Source organism: Xanthomonas sp. LMG 12462 (assembly GCF_009192885.1).
Classification (GTDB): Bacteria; Pseudomonadota; Gammaproteobacteria; order Xanthomonadales; family Xanthomonadaceae; genus Xanthomonas_A; species Xanthomonas_A sontii.
Map to the genome: position 1 here is coordinate 1 of NZ_NMPP01000012.1, position 18,469 is coordinate 18,469.

At 68.9% G+C, this 18,469-nt stretch carries 16 protein-coding genes; 5 read left to right on the forward strand and 11 right to left on the reverse strand.

Annotation, left to right across the window (positions count from 1 at the left end):
• Positions 1-124: DUF1244 domain-containing protein (locus CEK69_RS03955; RefSeq protein WP_148829871.1), on the forward strand; the 124-nt coding region annotated here is incomplete at its 5' end.
• Positions 125-126: 2 nt separating this feature from the next.
• Entirely contained in the window at positions 127-900 is a 774-nt protein-coding gene (locus CEK69_RS03960) for an alpha/beta fold hydrolase (RefSeq protein ID WP_152243987.1), read from the forward strand.
• 198 nt (positions 901-1,098) lie between these two features.
• Here the strand turns inward: CEK69_RS03960 and CEK69_RS03965 are convergent, their stop codons facing one another.
• The 11 genes from CEK69_RS03965 to ndk all read right to left on the reverse strand — a co-directional run bounded on the left by CEK69_RS03965 (position 1,099) and on the right by ndk (position 13,547).
• Complete coding sequence (locus CEK69_RS03965) at positions 1,099-2,946, reverse strand: monovalent cation:proton antiporter-2 (CPA2) family protein (protein WP_152243989.1); 1,848 nt, start codon at positions 2,944-2,946, stop codon at positions 1,099-1,101.
• Between the two features lie 666 nt (positions 2,947-3,612).
• Positions 3,613-4,749 (reverse strand): molybdopterin-synthase adenylyltransferase MoeB, encoded by a 1,137-nt coding sequence (moeB, locus tag CEK69_RS03970; protein ID WP_152243991.1) that lies wholly within the window; start codon positions 4,747-4,749, stop codon positions 3,613-3,615.
• Between the two features lie 165 nt (positions 4,750-4,914).
• A complete protein-coding gene (gene glp / locus CEK69_RS03975; RefSeq protein ID WP_017913739.1) occupies positions 4,915-6,132 on the reverse strand; it encodes a gephyrin-like molybdotransferase Glp in 1,218 nt (405 codons plus the stop codon).
• Complete coding sequence (locus CEK69_RS03980; protein ID WP_152243993.1) at positions 6,129-6,746, reverse strand: molybdenum cofactor guanylyltransferase; 618 nt, start codon at positions 6,744-6,746, stop codon at positions 6,129-6,131. Before CEK69_RS03980 ends, glp begins: the two co-directional genes overlap by 4 nt.
• A 7-nt stretch (positions 6,747-6,753) precedes the next feature.
• Positions 6,754-8,151: a ribosome biogenesis GTPase Der gene (der, locus tag CEK69_RS03985; protein ID WP_152243995.1), complete on the reverse strand. Its 1,398-nt coding sequence runs from the start codon at positions 8,149-8,151 to the stop codon at positions 6,754-6,756.
• Positions 8,152-8,169: 18 nt separating this feature from the next.
• Entirely contained in the window at positions 8,170-9,525 is a 1,356-nt protein-coding gene (gene bamB, locus CEK69_RS03990) for an outer membrane protein assembly factor BamB (RefSeq protein WP_017910712.1), read from the reverse strand.
• Entirely contained in the window at positions 9,525-10,163 is a 639-nt protein-coding gene (locus CEK69_RS03995) for a tetratricopeptide repeat protein (RefSeq protein WP_017913736.1), read from the reverse strand. The genes bamB and CEK69_RS03995 overlap by 1 nt, the downstream gene beginning before the upstream one ends.
• A gap of 64 nt (positions 10,164-10,227) precedes the next feature.
• Positions 10,228-11,103 (reverse strand): RodZ domain-containing protein, encoded by an 876-nt coding sequence (locus tag CEK69_RS04000; RefSeq protein ID WP_017910710.1) that lies wholly within the window; start codon positions 11,101-11,103, stop codon positions 10,228-10,230.
• Positions 11,100-11,891 (reverse strand): type IV pilus biogenesis/stability protein PilW, encoded by a 792-nt coding sequence (pilW, locus tag CEK69_RS04005; RefSeq protein ID WP_026143845.1) that lies wholly within the window; start codon positions 11,889-11,891, stop codon positions 11,100-11,102. Before pilW ends, CEK69_RS04000 begins: the two co-directional genes overlap by 4 nt.
• A 13-nt stretch (positions 11,892-11,904) precedes the next feature.
• Positions 11,905-13,086: a 23S rRNA (adenine(2503)-C(2))-methyltransferase RlmN gene (gene rlmN / locus CEK69_RS04010; protein ID WP_017910708.1), complete on the reverse strand. Its 1,182-nt coding sequence runs from the start codon at positions 13,084-13,086 to the stop codon at positions 11,905-11,907.
• A 35-nt stretch (positions 13,087-13,121) separates the two neighbouring features.
• A complete protein-coding gene (gene ndk, locus CEK69_RS04015) occupies positions 13,122-13,547 on the reverse strand; it encodes a nucleoside-diphosphate kinase (RefSeq protein WP_002812972.1) in 426 nt (141 codons plus the stop codon).
• A 215-nt stretch (positions 13,548-13,762) separates the two neighbouring features.
• Here ndk and CEK69_RS04020 point away from each other — a divergent pair, with 215 nt between their 5' ends.
• The 3 genes from CEK69_RS04020 (at position 13,763) to CEK69_RS04030 (ending at position 18,160) form a co-directional block, all read left to right on the forward strand.
• Positions 13,763-14,395 carry a TetR family transcriptional regulator gene (locus tag CEK69_RS04020; protein ID WP_017916933.1) on the forward strand — a complete coding sequence of 211 codons (633 nt, stop codon included), beginning with the start codon at positions 13,763-13,765 and terminating at the stop codon, positions 14,393-14,395.
• 34 nt (positions 14,396-14,429) lie between these two features.
• Positions 14,430-16,802 (forward strand): 3-hydroxyacyl-CoA dehydrogenase/enoyl-CoA hydratase family protein, encoded by a 2,373-nt coding sequence (locus CEK69_RS04025; RefSeq protein ID WP_152243997.1) that lies wholly within the window; start codon positions 14,430-14,432, stop codon positions 16,800-16,802.
• Positions 16,803-16,954: 152 nt separating this feature from the next.
• Positions 16,955-18,160 carry an acetyl-CoA C-acyltransferase gene (locus tag CEK69_RS04030; RefSeq protein ID WP_017913732.1) on the forward strand — a complete coding sequence of 402 codons (1,206 nt, stop codon included), beginning with the start codon at positions 16,955-16,957 and terminating at the stop codon, positions 18,158-18,160.
• Positions 18,161-18,469: the final 309 nt, after the last annotated feature.

Below are 18,469 nucleotides of genomic sequence, written 5' to 3' on the forward strand. Positions count from 1 at the left end.
CAAGGAACAGGCGCGCGAGCGCGTCTACGGCATGCCGTTCGCCGACTGGAAGGCGCAGCACCAGGCCGAGGCCACACCTGAGCAACTGGCCGCCTTCGCCGAGGCGCAGCGCAAGCACGGCTAGCGATGCTGCGTTACACCGCGATCGCGGCGGCCATTCTCGCCGCGGCCTATGTGCTGGTCTGTGCCTTGCTCTACCTGGGCCAGCGCGACCTGCTGTACTTCCCGCAGGGCACGCGGGTGGCACCGGCGCAGACCGATTTCGCGCTGCGTCGCGGCGCGGACTTGGAGCTGCGCGGCTGGCAGGTCAATCCCGGTCGCGACAAGGTGCTGCTGTACTTCGGCGGCAATGCCGAGGATCTGCGTTTCGCACGCGCGCAGTTGCAGGCTGCCCTGCCCGACCACAGCCTCTACCTGCTCGCCTACCGCGGCTACGGCGCCAGCGACGGCAAGCCCAGCGAGAACGCACTGGTCGGCGACGCGATGGCGCTGTACGACCACGTCCGCGCCGCGCAACCACAGGCACAGATCGCGGTGCTGGGACGCAGCCTGGGCAGCGGCGTGGCCAGCCAGTTGGCGGCGCGCCGCGCGGTGGCGCAGCTGGTGCTGGTGACGCCGTTCGACAGCCTGGTGTCGGCGGCGCAGGCGCACTACCCGTGGGCGCCGGTGCGCTGGCTGCTGCGCGATCGCTACGATTCGGCGCGCGCCTTGCGCGCCTATCGCGGCCCACTGCTGATCCTGCGCGCCGGCCGCGATCAGGTGGTGCCGCCGGCCAGCACCGACGCCCTGCTCGAGGCCCTGCCGCAACGCCCGACCGTGGTCGCCTTCGCGCAGGCCGACCACAACGACATCAGCGACGATCCGGGCTACGTGCGGGCGCTGCAGGCGTTCCTGCGCTGAGGCGGCATCGCTCGGGCGGGGTACTCGAAAGGTACGCGGGAGTCGACTGTCATGCAGCCACGACGCGCGAAGTGCTGTGTGCTTCCGAAAGCGCAATGCGTCGGGACTGAAGTCCCTCCCACGGTGCATCCGGCGGGCTCGTCGCAAGTCCCTGTCGGTTCCCACACGGGCACCGCACACAATGCTGCCTTGCCGTGGCTAATCGCCGCAACGCGGCTCGCCGGTCTCGACCGGCACGCCTTCCGGATTGAGCGTGCGGCTCTCGCGCCGTGGCGGCGTGAACGGAGTCGGGGTCGGCACCACTGCGGTGATGTTGCCGTACATCAGGCCCCTGCCAGCACGCACATCGCCGGCGGCGATCTCCAGTTCCAGCCGCTCTGCATCGCGGCGGCGGATCTCGCGGGCGATGGAGCGCGCCTCGCTCTCCTCCATGCCCAGCTCGATCAGCGCGGCCTGGCCGAATTCCACCGCCGATTCGAAGGTCTCGCGGATGTGGTAATCCACGCCAGCGGCGATCAGCTCCAGCGCGTGCTCGCGGTCGTAGGAGCGCACCAGCAGCTTGGCCTGCGGAAACTCGGTGGTGGCCAGTTCGACGATACGATTGGCCGCTTCGCGGTTGTCCACGCACACCGCGATGGCACGGGCGCTGTGCGCACCGGAAGCGTGCAGCACGTCCAGGCGGGTGCCGTCGCCGTAGTAGATCTTGAAGCCGAACTTGGCCGCGCTCTGGATCATCTCGATGTCGTTGTCGATGATGGTCACGTCCACGTCGCGCGCCAGCAGCGACTGGCTGGCGACCTGGCCGAAGCGGCCGAAACCGATGATCAGCACGCTGCCGGTGAGGCCGTCGGCTGCATCCACGCCTTCCATCGACGGTGCCTCCACCGGTGCCCAGCGCCGGTACAGCAGCACGAACAGCGGCGTCAGCGCCATCGACAGCACCACGATGGCGGTCAGGTTGGCATTGATCTGCGCGTCGATGACGCCGGCACCGCTGGCGGCGGCAAACAGCACGAAGGCGAACTCGCCGCCTTGCGCCATCAGCACGCCGCGATCCAGCGCCTGCGCATGGCCGCTGCCGGTGAGCCGCGCGACCAGGTAGATGCACGCGGCCTTGGCGGCCATGAAGGCAAGCACACCGCTGAGGATCAGCGTCCAGTTGGCCGCCACCACCGCCAGGTTCAGCGCCATGCCGACACCGAGAAAGAACAGCCCCAGCAGGATGCCGCGGAACGGTTCGATGTCGGCTTCGATCTGGTGGCGGAAGGTCGATTCGGACAGCAGCACGCCGGCCAGGAACGCGCCCATTGCCATCGACAACCCGCCGAGCTGCATCAGCAGCGCCGCGCCCAGCACCACCAGCAGGGCGGCCGCGGTCATCACCTCACGCGCCTTGGCCGCCGCCAGCAGCCGGAACAGCGGGTTGAGCAGCCAGCGCCCCGCCGCCAGCAGGCCGACGATCGCCGCGGCGCCGATACCGATGCCGATCCAGCGCGACGGCGCAGACGCGTCCGCCGGTACCGGCGCCATCCACGCCACTACCGCCAGCAGCGGCACGATCAACAGGTCTTCGAACAGCAGGATCGCGACGATCTTCTGCCCCGCCGGCAAGGCGATGTCGCCGCGCTCGCCGAGCAACTGCATCACCACCGCGGTGGAGGTCAGCACGAAGCCGGAGGCCGCAATGAAGGCCACCGGCAATGGAAAGCCGAAGGCCAGTCCGACCCCGGTCAGCACGCTCGCGCAGACGATGATCTGCGCGGCACCCAGGCCGAAGATCTGCTTGCGCAGGCTCCACAGGTGCGAGGGCCGCATTTCCAGGCCGATCACGAACAGGAACATGACCACGCCCAATTCGGCGACGTGCAGGATCGCCTGCGGATCGGAGAACCAGCCCAGGCCGAACGGCCCGATCGCCAGGCCGGCGGCGAGATAGCCGAGCACCGAACCAAGACCGAGCCTGCGAAACACCGGCACCGCCACCACGGCCGCGCCGAGCAGCGCCACCACCTTGATCAATTCACTGCTGTCGGCTGCAATGGTCATGCGCCGATTCTACGCACAAGGCCGCAGCATCCCCATGGAGCGGGATGCGACATGAGACGCGGCGCACTGCGTGTTGCGCGCAAGGAACTTCTTGTGCGACAAGCAAGCGGTCGCGCGCTGCGCGCCGCACCCTCACCCCAACCCCTCTCCCGACGGGAGAGGGGCTTGAGCGTGCGCGACGCTGCTTCAGCCATCGAGATCTCCCCTCCCTTCTCCCACCGGGAGAAGGTGCCCCGAAGGGGCGGATGAGGGTACGGGCGCCGCTGCGTACAACGAAAGCCAGCGCTGCCCTGCATCGCGAGTCGCTTCGCGCCGCACCCTCACCCCAACCCCTCTCCCGCAGTGAGAGGGGCTTGAGCGTGCGCGACGCTGCTTCAGCCATCGAGAGCCCTCCTCCCTTCTCCCACCGGGAGAAGGTGCCCCGCAGGGGCGGATGAGGGTACGGGGTGCCGCTGCGTACAACGAAACCCAGCGCTGCCCTGCATCGCGAGTCGCTTCGCGCCGCACCCTCACCCCAACCCCTCTCCCGCAGGGAGAGGGGCTTGAGCGTGCGCGACGCTGCTTCAGCCATCGAGACCCCGCCTCCCTTCTCCCACCGGGAGAAGGTGCCCCGAAGGGGCGGATGAGGGTACGGATGCCGCCGCGTACAACGACAGCTAGTAGCAGCTAACCCTCAGCCCCACAGAACCGCGCATAGTCGATATAGCCAGGAAACGGCCGCTCCGGCGCGCACAAGGGACACTGCGGATCGGCGGACAGGCGGGTTTCGCGGAAGCGCATCGCCAGCGCGTCGAAGTGCAGCAGGCGGCCGCGCAGGGGTTCGCCGATGTCGAGCAGCAGCTTCAAGACCTCGTTGGCCTGCAGCAGGCCGACGATGCCGGGCAGCACGCCGAGCACGCCGGCGTCGGCGCAGTTCGGCGCGAATTCCGGCGGCGGCGGCTCCGGGAACAGGCAGCGGTAGCATGGCGCCTGCCCGCGCCGGCGGCCGGCATCGAACACGCTGACCTGGCCTTCGAAGCGCTGCACCGCGCCGTACACCAGCGGCTTGCCCAGCTTCACGCAGGCATCGTTGAGCAGGTAGCGCGCGGGAAAGTTGTCCGAGCCGTCCAGCACCACGTCCACGTCCTGCAGCAGCCGCTCGACGTTGTCCGCGGTGACCCGCTCACGCACCGCCTCCACCCGCACGCCCGGATTCAACGCGCCCAGGCTCGCCGCAGCCGAGTCCACCTTGGCCTGGCCGATCCGCGCATCGCCGTGCAGGATCTGCCGCTGCAAATTGCTGCGCTCGACCACGTCGTCGTCGGCGATACGCAACTGCCCCACCCCGGCCGCGGCCAGGTAGAAACCGGCCGGCGAGCCCAGGCCGCCGGCACCGACCAGCAGCACGCGCGCAGCCTGCAGCCGGCGCTGGCCCTCGACCCCGACTTCGGGCAGGCGCAGATGCCGCGAATAGCGGTCGAAGAAGTCTTCCTGCGCCGGTTCCAGCGTCGGTCGCTGCAACGGCAAGCCTTCGCGCTGCCAGCGCGTGGTGCCGCCCAGCACGGAAGCGACATGGGTGTAACCGGCCTGCTCCAGGAACAATGCGGTGTCGTGCGAGCGCTTGCCGCTCTGGCAAATCAGCAGCACCTCGGTCTCGGCGCCAAGATAGGCCGCCGGGTCGGCCTGCAACTGCGCGCGGGCCACGCCCTGCGCGCCCTCGGCCATGCCGGTGACGCGCTCGTGCTCCTCGCGGATGTCGATCAGGCGCGCGCCCTGCGCCTGCCGCGCCTGCGCCTGTGCCGGGGTCAGTTCTCGAATGCCCATGCGCGCATTATCGGCGCAAACCGGTTCCGCGTCCGCTGTCGACGGCGCGGCTGAAGGAACCTCGCGACGCGCTTGCCCGGGAACGCCCCGTCCCGCTGAAACCATTCCCACAGGCATCCTGTATCCGGCTTGATGATGTTGGATGCAGGTGCTTAGGGGGTGCCCTCAGTACGGCACCACCTCGACCACGTCGCCGGCCTGGAACTGGCGCGCGCCCTCCTCCAGCCGCAGCAGCACGTCGCTGTCGGCGGCGCCGCGCAGGCGATGCGAGCCGTCCGCGGGATTCGGCTCCGCCCACAACTGGCCGTGGGCGTCGCAGCGCATGCGCCCGCGCAGAAACTCCAGCCGGTCGTGGCGTTTGTCCCAGCCGGCCGCCAGCCGGGCGCGCCAGGCCCGATGCGGCTCGCTGCGCCGCTGCAACGCATCCAGCAACGGTCGGCCGATCGCCAGGAAGGTCGCCAGCACCGACACCGGATTGCCCGGCAGGCCCAGGAACAGGGCGCGGTCCCACTCGCCGAACAGCAGCGGCATGCCCGGGCGCATGCGCACCTTCCAGAACAGGATGCGGCCGTGCTCGGCCAGCAGCCGCGGCAGGTAGTCCTTCTCTCCGGCAGAGACGCCGCCGCAGGTCAGCACCACGTCGAACGCCGAGGCGGCGTCGGCGAGCATGGTCTGGATGCACTGCGGATCGTCCGGCAGGGTCGGCCACGCGGTCGGCGCCAGGCCGAGCAGGCGCAGCTGCGCCATCAGCATGTCGCGGTTGCTGTTGTAGATCTGCCCCGGCTGCAACGGCAGGCCCGGCTCAACCAGTTCGTCGCCGGTGGCGAACACCGCCACGGTCGGCCGCGCCGCCACCATCAGCTGGTCCACGCCCAAGGCCGCGGCCAGGCCGATGCGCGAAGGCGTCAACAGCATGCCGGCCTCGAGCACACGCTCGCCGGCGCGCACGTCTTCGCCGCGCGACCGCACATGCGCGCCAGCGGCGAGCCCGTCCGGCACCTGCACGAGGCCATCGCGCTCGTGCACGTTCTCCTTGATCACCACCGTATCGGACCCGGCCGGCAGTGGCGCGCCGGTCGTGACCCGCAGGCATTCGCCGGGCGCGAGCGCCTGGTGCCGATCGGCGCCGGCGAACTGCTCGCCGGCCAGCCGCAAGTCGGTCGCCGCCCCCGGGGTCAGATCGGCATGGCGCAGCGCGAAGCCATCCATCGCGCTGTTGGCGAACGGCGGCAGGTCGATCGGCGCATCCAGCGGCTCCAGCAGGATGCGGCCATCGGCACGCGACGCTGCAAGGCGCTCGCTGTTGACGGGACGGGCACGCGCAGCGGCAGCGACGATCGCCAGCGCGTCGGTGTAGGCGATCCGGGAGGGATAGTCGGTCATGGTGGCGGCAGGATACCCGCTGCAGCCAGATCCTGCGGCGTGTTCAGATTGCCCAGCACGATTTCCGGCAGCGGCACCGGCCGCATCCGCAGGCGCTGCTGCAATGAGCGTGGCGCGTAGCGGGCGGCTGCCAGGGCCTCCTCCAGCGCCGGGCGCAGCGCGGCCAATCGGTACAGCGCCACCAGCGGCTGCGCGCCGGCGGCATCCTCGACCCAGGCGCCATCGCACTCGTCAGCGGCTGAGGCTGCGGCTGCGGCCAGCACCGCAGGCAGATCAGGCGGCAACACGCAGATGTCGACCGGCACGGTCAGCAGCCAGGGCGTGGCGCAGGCGGCGGCAAGCGCGTCCAGCCCGGCGATCGGCCCCAAGGAACGTTCCGCCCCGGCCGGTGCCGCGACACGGTCCGGCACGGCCTGCAGGCCGATGGCGGCATAGTGCGGCAAGCTGCGGTTTGCGCTGACCAGCACGCGGGAGACCTGAGGCGCCAGCGCCTGCACCAGCCAGTGCACCTGCGCCTGCCCGCCGCGCTGCAGCCATGCCTTGTCGCACCCGCCCAGTCGTTGCGCGCGGCCGCCGGCGAGAATGCCGAGCGTGATCGCGCGCCGCGTATCCATCGTGCAGCTACTTGCCGCGGACGTGCTTCATCAGGCGCCGCTTCTTGGCGATCTGGCGCTCGGTCAGCACGTTCTTCTTGCCTTCGTACGGATTGGCGCCTTCGCGGAACATGAAGCGCACCGGCGTGCCGACCAGCTTGAAGCGCTTGCGGAAGAAGTTCTCCAGGTAGCGCTTGTACGACTCCGGCAGCACCTTCAGGCGCGTGCCGTGGACGATGAAGGTCGGCGGATTGCTGCCGCCCGGATGCACGTAGCGCAGCTTGGAGACGTGACCGCGGATGCTCGGCGGCGGATTGCTCTCGTAGGCGATTTCCAGCGCCTGGTTGACTTCGCTGGTGCTGAACTCGCGCACCGCCGAGGCGTGCGCGCGATGGATCGCCTGGAACAGTTCGCGCATGCCCGAACCGTGCTTGGCCGAAATGCGCACCGCCTCGGCCCAGGCCACGAAGCCGAGCTTGCGCGACAGCAGGTCTTCGGCCTGCGCACGCTGGTAGTCGCTCTGCCCGTCCCACTTGTTGATCGCCACCACCAGGGCGCGGCCGGCGTCGAGGATCGCGCCGAGCACGGTCGCGTCCTGGTCGGTCACGCCCTCGCCGGCATCGAGCATCAGCACCGCGACCTGGCATTGCTCGATCGCCTGCAGCGTCTTGAACGCGCTGAACTTCTCCACCGCCTCCTCGACGCGACCGCGGCGACGCAGGCCGGCGGTGTCGATCAGCCGGTACAGGCGGCCGTCGCGCTCCAGATCCACAGCGATCGAGTCGCGGGTGGTGCCGGGCACCTCGGAGGCGATCATGCGCTCCTCGCCCAGCAGGCGATTGACCAGGGTCGACTTGCCCACGTTCGGGCGGCCGACGAAGGCAATGCGCATGCGCGCCGGATCGGTGTCCAGGGTCTCGCCAGCGCCCTCTTCCGGCAGCCGCTCCAAGACCTCGTCGAGCAGGTCGTCGATGCCGTGGCGATGCGCGGCGGAGACCGCGATGGCCTCGCCGAGGCCGTAGCGCGCGAATTCGGCGCGCACCTGGTCCTCGTCGGTGCCGTCGATCTTGTTGATCAGCAGCAGGGTCGGCCGCGCCAGCTTGCGCAGCCAAGCCAGGATCTCGTCGTCGAGCGCGGACGATCCCTCGCGACCATCGACCACGAACAGGATCAGGTCGGCCTCGCCGGCGGCGGCGCGCGCCTGCTCGGCCGTGGCGCCGGCCAGGCCTTCCTCTTCGCCGGAGATGCCGCCGGTGTCGACGATCACGAACGGGGTGTCCGGCTGCAGCCGGCATACCCCGTAGTGGCGGTCGCGGGTGACGCCGGGCTGGTCGTGGACCAGCGCGTCACGGCTGCGCGTCAGCGCATTGAACAGCGTGGACTTGCCGACATTCGGCCGTCCAACCAGGGCGACCAGCGGCAGCATCGCGACATCCTTCTCTTGTTATTGACCCAACCGGAACGCGGTCAGGTCGCCTTTCGTGTTCTGCATCAGCAGGATCCCGTCCGCGACCACCGGCTGCGCCACCAGCGGCTTGCGGCCGACCCGCTCGCGCGCGGCGAACTCGCCGTTGTCGAGCCGGAGCCAGTGCAGATAGCCCTTGTAGTCGCCAACCACGGCGTAATCGCCCTGGATCGCCACGCCGGTCAGCGACCGGCGCGCCAGCCCCGGCTGCGACCACATGGCCGATCCGGAGGCCTTGTCCAGCGCCCACACGGTGCCGGCGTTGTCGGCCACCACCACGTTGCCGGAACTGACGCCGACACCGCCGGCGCCGCCGTGATCGCGGTTCCACAGCGGGCGGCCGCTCGGGCCTTCCAGCGCCACGGTCTCGTTCTTGAAGCTGGTCGCATACAGCGTGGTGCCGTCGAGCACCGGAGCGCCGTCGACGTCGGCCATGCGCTCCAGCTCGGTGCGGCCTTCCGGCACGCCGATGGTCTGCTCCCACAGCACACGACCGTCCTGCATCGCCAGCGCGGCCAGCGTGCCGTCGTCGTTGCCGATGAACAGCACGCCCGGACCCGCCACCACCGGCGCATTGCCGCGCACGGTCAGGCTCGGCAGTTCCTGCGCATTGAACCAGCGCTGCTGCCCGGTCGCCGCATCGAAGGCGGTGGTGCGGCCGTCGTTGCTGCGCACGAACACCATGTTCTGCGCGATCACCGGCGCGGCGATCACTTCGTTGGGCACCTTGGCGCGCCACTTCTCGGTGCCGTTGGCGGCATCGAGCGCGATCACGGCGCCGTCCAGCGCACCGACGACCACCAGGCCGTCGCCCACGCCCGGACCACCGGCGAAGCGCGGCAGCGGACGCTTCTTCTCGAGCCGCTTGCGCTCCTTGGCCTGCTGCTTCTCGTTGCGCAGGCGCTGCTTGTAGGCGGCGCGCTCGTCCTTGGACAGGTTCTTGCCGGACTCGCTCTCGACCTGGCTCTTCGGCTGGTCCTCGGCCTGCGACAGCTGCTGCTTGCGCGCCTGCTTGGCGTCGTATTCCCAAATGGTCTTGCCGGTCTGCAGATCCAGCGCGTACACCGTGCCGGAGGTCGCGGCCGCATACACCTTGCCGTCGGCCACCACCGGGCGCTGGCGCACGCCGATCTGGCGCTCACCCTTGCCGGCGTCGGTGGACCACAGCTTCACCACCTTCACCGACGGGGTGAACTTCACCAGTTCGGCAGGCTCGGCGGCTTTCTTGGCGGCCGCATCCTTGCCGGCGAACCAGCCCTTGACGGTGGTGCAGCCCGACAAGGCCAGACCCAGCAGGGCCACGGTGGCGACACGCTTGAACATGACTACCTTCATCAGATCGGCTCCGCGGCATTCGGCACGCTGCCGCCCGCATCCATCAATTTCGTTTCGACCACGCGCCGCTGCGGCGAGGCCACGTCCAGGCTGGTCAGCGCCTTGGCGTACGCATCGCGCGCCGCCTCGCGCTTGCCCTGCGCGATCAGCGCATCGCCGCGAATCTCCAGACCCTGCGAATCGGTGGCCGAGGCCACCAGCGCCAGCGCGTCCTGCGGCTTGCCGCCGGAAATCAGCAACCGCGCCACGCGATGGTCGACCAGCACCTTCATTTCGCCGTCCGCCTTGAGCGCGCGCAGCGTGGTCAACGCGGCATCGGACTTGCCGGCATCGACCTGCGCCTTGGCCAGGCGCAGCGCCGCCAGTTCGGCGTAGATGTTGGTCGAGCCCTGCTGCAGTTCGGCCATGTCCTTGGCCGCCTTGTCCAGCTGATTGGCCTGGATGCTCTTGAGCACCGCTTCGTAGCGGGTATTGGCCTGGGCCAGATCGTTGGACCGCTGCTTGGTCCACCACTGCCAGCCGATGATCGCGCCAAGGCCCAGGACGATGCCGCCGATCAGGCCGGCGCCGTTCTTCCTGAGCCAAGTGCGGACGCGTTCGCTTTGTTCGTGCTCGTCGAGCAGGTCGTCAATCGCCATGCGTACTCTCGCCCCGCCGCTGCGACGGGACATGGAATGTTGAAAGTGAGGAACCGCGCCGCCGTCACTCGGAGGCGGGCACCACGGAACCGTCAGAGGATACCGCAAAGCGCGCCACGTTCGCGCGCCTGAACGGGGTCAGATCCACGGTACTCCCGGATTGCTGAACCTGGACCGCGGAGGCATTGCCCAGCACCACACGTCCGACCTGCCCCGGCGCGTACGTGCGGGTCTCGCCGGCCTTCAGCAGTGCCTTCTCCACCGGCGTGCCGTCGGGCGCGAGGATCTGCACCCAGCTGTCGCCCTGGAACGACAGGCTCAGACTGTTCTTCTCCGGCTCTGCCGCCGGACGCGGCATCGGCGTCAGCGAAGCGATGTACGGCGCCGCGGCGCTTGGCGCCGGACGCGTGGCCGCCGGCGTGGTCGGCACCGGCGCAGCAGCACCGTTGGCCGGCGTCGCCGTCGCGGCAGCGGTCGTACCCGGCGTGCCCGGCACCACATCCAGCGAGGCGGTGCTGGGGCCGTTGTCGTCGGCGAAATGGCTACGGGTGGCGTACCACACCGGCACCGCCAGTCCGGCGGTGATCACCACGTAGACCATGCGCCGCGTGGCGCTTTCGAGCATGCGCCGCAGCGGCGGCGTATGCGTGTGGCTGATCAATTCGACCGGCTGCACCGGCGCGATCTGCGCGGTCTGCAGCAACGGCTCCAGGTCGACGCCGAGCAGGCGCGCGTAGCTGCGCAGCTGCCCGCGGACAAAGACCGGCGCGCCAAGGCGCTGCCACTGCTCCGACTCGAGTGCCTGCACCACATGCACCGGCATGCGCAGTCGGCTGCCGACGTCGTCGATGCTCAGGCCGGCCGCTTCGCGCGCCTCGCGGAGCTGTTGCCCGCAGCCTTTGGCGCCATCGAAAGCGTTCGGATTGGAATCACTGATCACAATGCACTAGCCCCGGGTGTCGTGGTCGCGGCGTCGGGAAACTCCTTGCGCAACCGCTGTTGGTAACGGCCGGCGGCAGCCTTGTCGCCCAGCCTTTGCTCAATCTGAATAGCAAGTTGTAACACGGAAGCGGTGGCAGGCGCAGCCGCCAGACGCCGCTCGGAGAAGGCCCGCGCCTCGAAAAAGCGCCCCTGCGCGACCTCGTTGCGGGCCATCGCCTCGAGTGCGTACGCGTTGTCCGGATCCAGCTCCAGCGCCTTGCGCAGGTCGCGCTCGCCACGCTCGCGCTGGCCGACCTGCAGTGCGCAGCCGCCGGCGTTGGCCAGCGCCGAGGCCGGCGTGGCGTAGTCCTGCAGCGCGAGCGCGCGGTCGAACCAGGCCAGCGACTCCGCCGGCGAGCCGTTCGCGCACAGCCAGGCACCGTAGTTGTTCAAGGTCGCGCCGTTGCTCGGCGCCAGCTCGGCGGCCTTGCGGTAGTACCCGCCGGCGGTCGCGGCATCGCCTTTGCGATCGGCGACCACCGCCAGCACGGTCAGTGCGTCGACCGAGTCGGCGTCCACTGCCAGGGCCTTGCGCGCATGCGTCTGCGCTGCGTCCAGGTCGTTGGAGGCGAGCCCGTTGGCGGCCAGGCCCAGTTGTTCCTGCAAGGCCACGCGCGACTTCACCGCGCGGCTGTCGCGGAAGGAATAATGCGGCTGCACCTGTTCGGCGGTGCGCACGGTGCCGGTTTTCGCAGCGATCCAGTTGCAGCCCGGCAAGGCCAGCACTGCGATCGCCACCACCGCGATGGAACGCACTTGGCTACGCCGCCGCATCCCGATCCGCCCGCGTCTGCAATTCGCGCTTGAACTCGGCCTGCCGGCGGGTACGGTCCATGACCTGCCCCTTGAGCTGCCCGCAGGCCGCATCGATGTCGTCGCCGCGCGTGCGCCGCACCATGGTCAGCACCTGTGCGTCCAGCAGGATCTTCTGGAATGCACGGATCTCGGTCTCGCCGGAGCGCTCGTAGCGCGTGCCCGGGAACGGATTGAACGGGATCAGGTTGACCTTGCCAGCGTTCGACGCCTGCACCGCATTGTCGAACTGGCGCATCAGCCGCGCCAGTTGCCGCGCATGCTCGGGCTGGTCGTTGATCCCCTTCATCAGGGTGTATTCGAAGGTCACCGACTCGCGGCGCTTGTTGGCGCGCAGGTAGCGCGCACAGGCGTCCATCAGTTCGGCGATCGGGTATTTCTTGTTGAGCGGGACCAGCGTCTCGCGCAGCGCGTCGTTGGGCGCATGCAGCGACACCGCCAGCGACACGTCGCTCTCGCTGGACAGGCGGTCGATCTGCGGCACCAGACCCGAGGTGGATAGGGTCACGCGCTTGTTGGCCAGGCCGTAGCCCAGGTCGTCGCGCATCACGCTCATGGCGCGCACGACGTTGTCGAAATTCATCAGCGGCTCGCCCATGCCCATCATCACCACGTTGGTGAGGCGGCGCATCTGGTGCGGCACGTTGCCCAGGTGCCGCGCCGCCACCCACACCTGGCCGATGATCTCGGCGGTGGAGAGGTTGCGGTTGAATCCCTGAGTGGCGGTGGAGCAGAAGGTGCAGTTGAGGCCGCAGCCGACCTGCGAGGACACGCACAGCGTGCCGCGGGTCTTGTCGGGGATGTAGACGGTCTCGATCGCGTTCTTGCCGTCCACGCCCATCGCCAGCAGCCACTTGTGGGTGCCGTCGGCGGAAGGCTTGTCGAACACGATGTTGGGGACGACGACCTCGGCATGCTGCTGCAGCTTGGCGCGCAGCGCCTTGCCGAGGTCGGTCATCTGGTCGAAGTCGGTGACGTAGCGGTGGTGGATCCACTTCATCACCTGGTGGGCGCGGTAACGCGCTTCGCCGAGGGTCTCGGCGAAGAAGCGCTCCAGCCCCTCGCGATCGAGGTCGAGCAGATTCTGCTTGGCCGCCGCGCCGGTCCGCACGGGATCGGCGATGGCCAAGGGAGGATGGACGACCTCGTTCACGACGACCTCGCTTAGCGCGAAACCACTTCAGTGGCGGCGAAGAAATACGCCACTTCGTTGGCGGCGTTCTCGACCGAATCCGAACCGTGCGCGGCGTTGGCGTCGATCGAATCGGCGAAGTCGGCGCGGATGGTGCCCGGCGCAGCGTCCTTCGGGTTGGTGGCGCCCAGCAGGTCGCGGTGCGCGGCCACGGCGTTCTCGCCTTCCAGCGCCTGGATCATCACCGGGCCGGAGATCATGAACTCGACCAGCGCGTTGAAGAACGGACGCTCGCGGTGCACGGCGTAGAAGCCCTCGGCCTCGCGGCGCGACAGCTGCTTGTACTTGGCGGCCACGACCTTCAGGCCGGCCTTCTCGAAGCGCGAGTAGATTTCGCCGATGACGTTCTTGGCGACGGCATCGGGCTTGATGATGGACAGGGTGCGCTCCAGCGCCATGGGAAGTTCTCCGTTGGGCGGGCCACTGAAGGCCCGAGGTTAACATGAAAAAAACCCGCGTCAAAACGCGGGCTTAGCCAGAATTGCGATGGACAATTCTATCCAATCGGCGCCGGCTTTGCACGGCCGGCCCTGAATCGTGCTGCAAAGCAGCATGACGCGCCCACCGCCCGGGCCTAGACTCAAACAATCGTTTGATTGATTCTGGCGGCCGCATGGCAAAGCAAGCGCACTTCTCGACCAAGGACCGCATCCTCAGCGCGGCCGAGGAACTGTTCGCGCAGCACGGCTTTTCCGGCACCTCGCTGCGCCAGGTCACCAGCCAGGCCGATGTCAACATCGCCGCGGTGAACTACCACTTCGGGTCCAAGGAAAACCTGGTCAACGAGGTGTTCCGGCGGCGCATGGACGAAATGACCGCCGCGCGCATGGCGCAGCTGGAAGCCGCGCAACGGCAGCATCCCGGCCAGCTCGGTCCGGTACTGGCGGCCTTCGTCGAGCCGGCCCTGGCGATGGCCCAGGAGCGGCAGAGCGGCGGCGCCTTCGTGCGGGTGATCGCCCGCGCCTACGCCGAGAACAACGACAGCCTGCGCCAGTTCCTGTCCGACCACTACGGCCATGTGCTGCGCGAGTTCGGCAAGGCCATCGCCGCCTGCGTGCCCGGGCTGAGCAAGCAGGAGCTGTACTGGCGCCTGGACTTCCTGGCCGGCGCCCTGACCTACGCCATGGCCGACTTCGGCCTGATCAAGCGCCCCGCCGGCGTCAGCGAGGGCGCGCACCGCGCCCACGCCGCCCGCGAACTCATCCGTTTCGCCGAAGCCGGCTTCCTCGCCCATTCGGTTCCCTGATCCCGCAAACGTTGACCCACAGAGGCTGATCGCTATGTCCAATCCCCTGCTCGTCCGCCGTGCCGCCGTCCTGGGCGCGGGCGTGATGGGTGCGCAGATCGCTGCGCACCTGACCAACGCCGGCGTCGACACCGTGCTGTTCGACCTCCCCGCCAAGGAAGGCCCCGCCGATGGCGTGGTGCTCAAGGCGATCGCCAACCTGACCAAGCTCAGCCCGGCGCCGCTGGCCAGCACCGCGCTGGCCGAGGCCATCACCCCGGCCAACTACGACTCCGGCCTGGAGCAGTTGCGCGACTGCGACCTGATCATCGAAGCCATCGCCGAGCGCATGGACTGGAAACAGGACCTGTACAAGAAGATCGCGCCGTTCGTGGCCGACCATGCGGTGCTGGCCTCCAACACCTCCGGCCTGGGCATCAACGCCCTGTCCGACGTGCTGCCGGAACAGCTGCGCCACCGCTTCTGCGGCGTGCACTTCTTCAACCCGCCGCGCTACATGCACCTGGCCGAGCTGATTCCGGCCAAGCACACCGAGCCGGCGGTGCTGGAAGGCCTGGAAAGCTTCCTGGTCACCACCCTGGGCAAGGGCGTGGTCTACGCCAAGGACACCCCGAACTTCATCGGCAACCGCATCGGCGTGTTCTCGATCCTGTCCACCATCCACCACACCGAGCAGTTCGGCCTGGGCTTCGACGAGGTCGACGGTCTCACCGGCCCGCTGGTCGGCCGTCCCAAGTCGGCGACCTACCGCACCTCCGACGTGGTCGGCCTGGACACCATGGCGCACGTCATCAAGACCATGGGCGACACCCTGCCGAACGATCCGTGGCATGCCTTCTTCAAGGCGCCGAAGTGGCTGGAGGCGCTGATCGGCAAGGGCGCGCTGGGCCAGAAGACCGGCGCCGGCATCTTCCGCAAGGTCGGCAAGGACATCGTGGTGCTGGACCTGCAGAAGCAGGACTACCGCCCGGCCGACCGCGCCGCCGCACCGGAAGTCGTCGAGATCCTGAAGATCAAGAACCCGGCCGAGAAGTTCGCCAAGCTGCGCGAGAGCCAGCATCCGCAAGCGCAGTTCCTGTGGGCGACCTTCCGCGACCTGTTCCACTACAGCGCCTACCACCTGGCCGACATCGCCGAGACCGCGCGCGACGTGGACCTGGCGATCCGCTGGGGCTACGGCTGGGCGCTGGGTCCGTTCGAGACCTGGCAGGCCGCCGGCTGGAAGCAGGTCGCGCAGTGGATCGCCGACGACATCGCCGCCGGCAAGAGCATGAGCAGCGCGCCGCTGCCGAACTGGGTGTTCGATGGCCGCGACGGCGTGCACGCCGCCGAAGGCTCGTACAGCCCGGCGCGCGACGCCAAGCTGCCGCGCTCGGCGCTGCCGGTGTACAAGCGCCAGCGCTTCCCCGATCCGCTGCTGGGCGAGAAGTTCGCGCAGGGCGAGACCGTGTTCGAGAACGACGGCCTGCGCATGTGGCACGACGGCGACGACATCGCCGTGGTCAGCTTCAAGACCAAGATGAACACCGTCTCCGACCAGGTGCTGGACGGCCTGCAGGAAGCGGTGGGCCGCGCCGAGAAGGACTTCAAGGGCCTGGTGCTGTGGCAGCACAAGGAACCCTTCTCCGCCGGCGCCGACCTGGCCGGCGCGCTGGGCCTGCTGCAGGCCGGCAAGGTCGATGCGTTCGAGGCGATGGTCGCCAACTTCCAGGCCACCAGCCAGCGCATCAAGTACTCGCTGGTGCCGGTGGTCGCGGCGGTGCGCGGGCTGGCGCTCGGCGGCGGTTGCGAGTTCCAGATGCACAGCGCCAAGAGCGTGGCTGCGCTGGAGAGCTACATTGGCCTGGTCGAGGCCGGCGTGGGCCTGCTGCCGGCCGGTGGCGGCCTCAAGGAGATCGCGGTGCGCGCGGCGCAGGCGGCGGGTCCGGGCGGCGACGTGTTCGCCGAGCTGAAGAAGACCTTCGAGACCGTGGCCATGGCCAAGGTTTCCACCTCGGCGGTCAACGCCAAGGAACTGGGCCTGCTGCGCGGCACCGACAAGGTGGTGTTCAACAGCTACGAATCGCTGTACATCGCCAAGGCCGAGGCGCGTGCCCTGGCCGAGGGCGGCTACCGCCCGCCGCTGCCGGCGCGACGCATCCAGGTCGCCGGCGACGTCGGCATCGCCACCTTCAAGATGCTGCTGGTCAACATGCTGGAAGGCCGCTTCATCAGCGAGTACGACTACGAGATCGCCACCCGCATCGCCACCGTGCTGTGTGGCGGCGAGGTCGACCGCGGTGCGCTGGTGGACGAGGAATGGCTGCTCAAGCTCGAGCGCAAGCACTTCGTCGAACTGGCCCAGCAGGAAAAGACCCAGGCGCGCATCGGGCACATGCTGAAGACGGGCAAGCCGCTTAGGAACTGAGAATCGGGAATGGGGAATCGGGAATGGAAACGCATTCCCGGCTCCTCCTTCTCCCCCTAATTTTCTGCCGGAAATAGGACTGCTGCAGATCGCGCGAATCGCTTTACGATTCCCGACTCCCCATTCCCCATTCCCGGCTTTCGGAGAAAGCCATGAGCAAACAGATCCAGGAAGCCTACATTGTCGCCGCCACCCGCACCCCGGTCGGCAAGGCACCCAAGGGCATGTTCCGCAACACCCGTCCCGACGACATGCTGGCGCACGTGCTGCGCGCGGTGGTGGCGCAGGCGCCGGGCATCGACACCTCGCGCATCGACGACGCGATCATCGGCTGCGCGATGCCCGAGGGCGAGCAAGGCATGAACGTGGCGCGCATCGGCGTGCTGCTGGCCGGCCTGCCGAACTCGGTGGCCGGGCAGACCATCAACCGCTTCTGCTCCTCGGGCATCCAGGCGGTGGCGCTGGCCGCCGACCAGATCCGCCTGGGCAACGCCGACCTGATGCTGGCCGGCGGCACCGAATCGATGTCGATGGTGCCGATGATGGGCAACAAGGTCGCGCTGTCGCCGAGCGTGTTCGCCGACGACCACGTCGCCATCGCCTACGGCATGGGCATCACCGCCGAGAAGGTGGCCGAGGAATGGAAGGTGTCGCGCGAGGACCAGGATGCCTTCGCCCTCGCCTCGCACCAGAAGGCCATCGCCGCGATCGCCGCCGGCGAGTTCCGCGACGAGATCAGCCCCTACGAGATCCTCTCGCACCAGCCCGACCTGGCCGGCAACGTCATCGCCCTGCGCAAGAAACTGGTCGATACCGACGAAGGCCCGCGTCCGGACAGCTCGATCGAAGGCCTGGCCAAGCTGCGCCCGGTGTTCCGCAACGGCCAGTTCGGCGGCAGCGTCACCGCCGGCAACTCCTCGCAGATGAGCGACGGCGCCGGTGCGGTGCTGCTGGCCTCCGAGCAGGCGATCAAGGACTACGGGCTGACCCCGCTGGCCCGCTTCGTCAGCTTCTCGGTCGCCGGCGTGCGTCCGGAAGTGATGGGCATCGGCCCGATCGAGGCGATTCCGAAAGCGCTCAAGCAGGCCGGCCTGAGCAAGGACCAACTGGACTGGATCGAGCTCAACGAAGCCTTCGCCGCGCAGTCGCTGGCGGTGATCCGCGACAGCGGCCTGGATCCGTCCAAGGTCAATCCGCTGGGCGGCGCCATCGCCCTGGGCCATCCGCTCGGCGCCACCGGCGCGATCCGCACCGCGACCCTGGTGCACGGCCTGCGCCGCCACAAGCAGAAATACGGCATGGTCACCATGTGCATCGGCACCGGCATGGGCGCGGCGGGGATCATCGAGGCGCTGTAAGCGCGCGGCGCCCTCCCCTCATCCGGCCCTGCGGGCCACCCGACGGGAGAAGGGAGCAGTACACAGCCCCTCTCCCATCGAGAGGGGTTGGGGTGAGGGTCCGGCGCGAAGCGACTCGCGATGCAAGGCAGCGCTGGGTTTCGTTGTACGTAACGGCACCCGTACTCTCATCCGCCCCTTCGGGGCACCTTCTCCCGGTGGGAGAAGGGAGGAGAGATCTCGATGGCTGAAGCAACCTCGCGCACGCTCAAGCCCCTCTCCCTCCGGGAGAGGGGTTGGGGTGAGGGTCCGGCACCAAGCGCGTGTTGT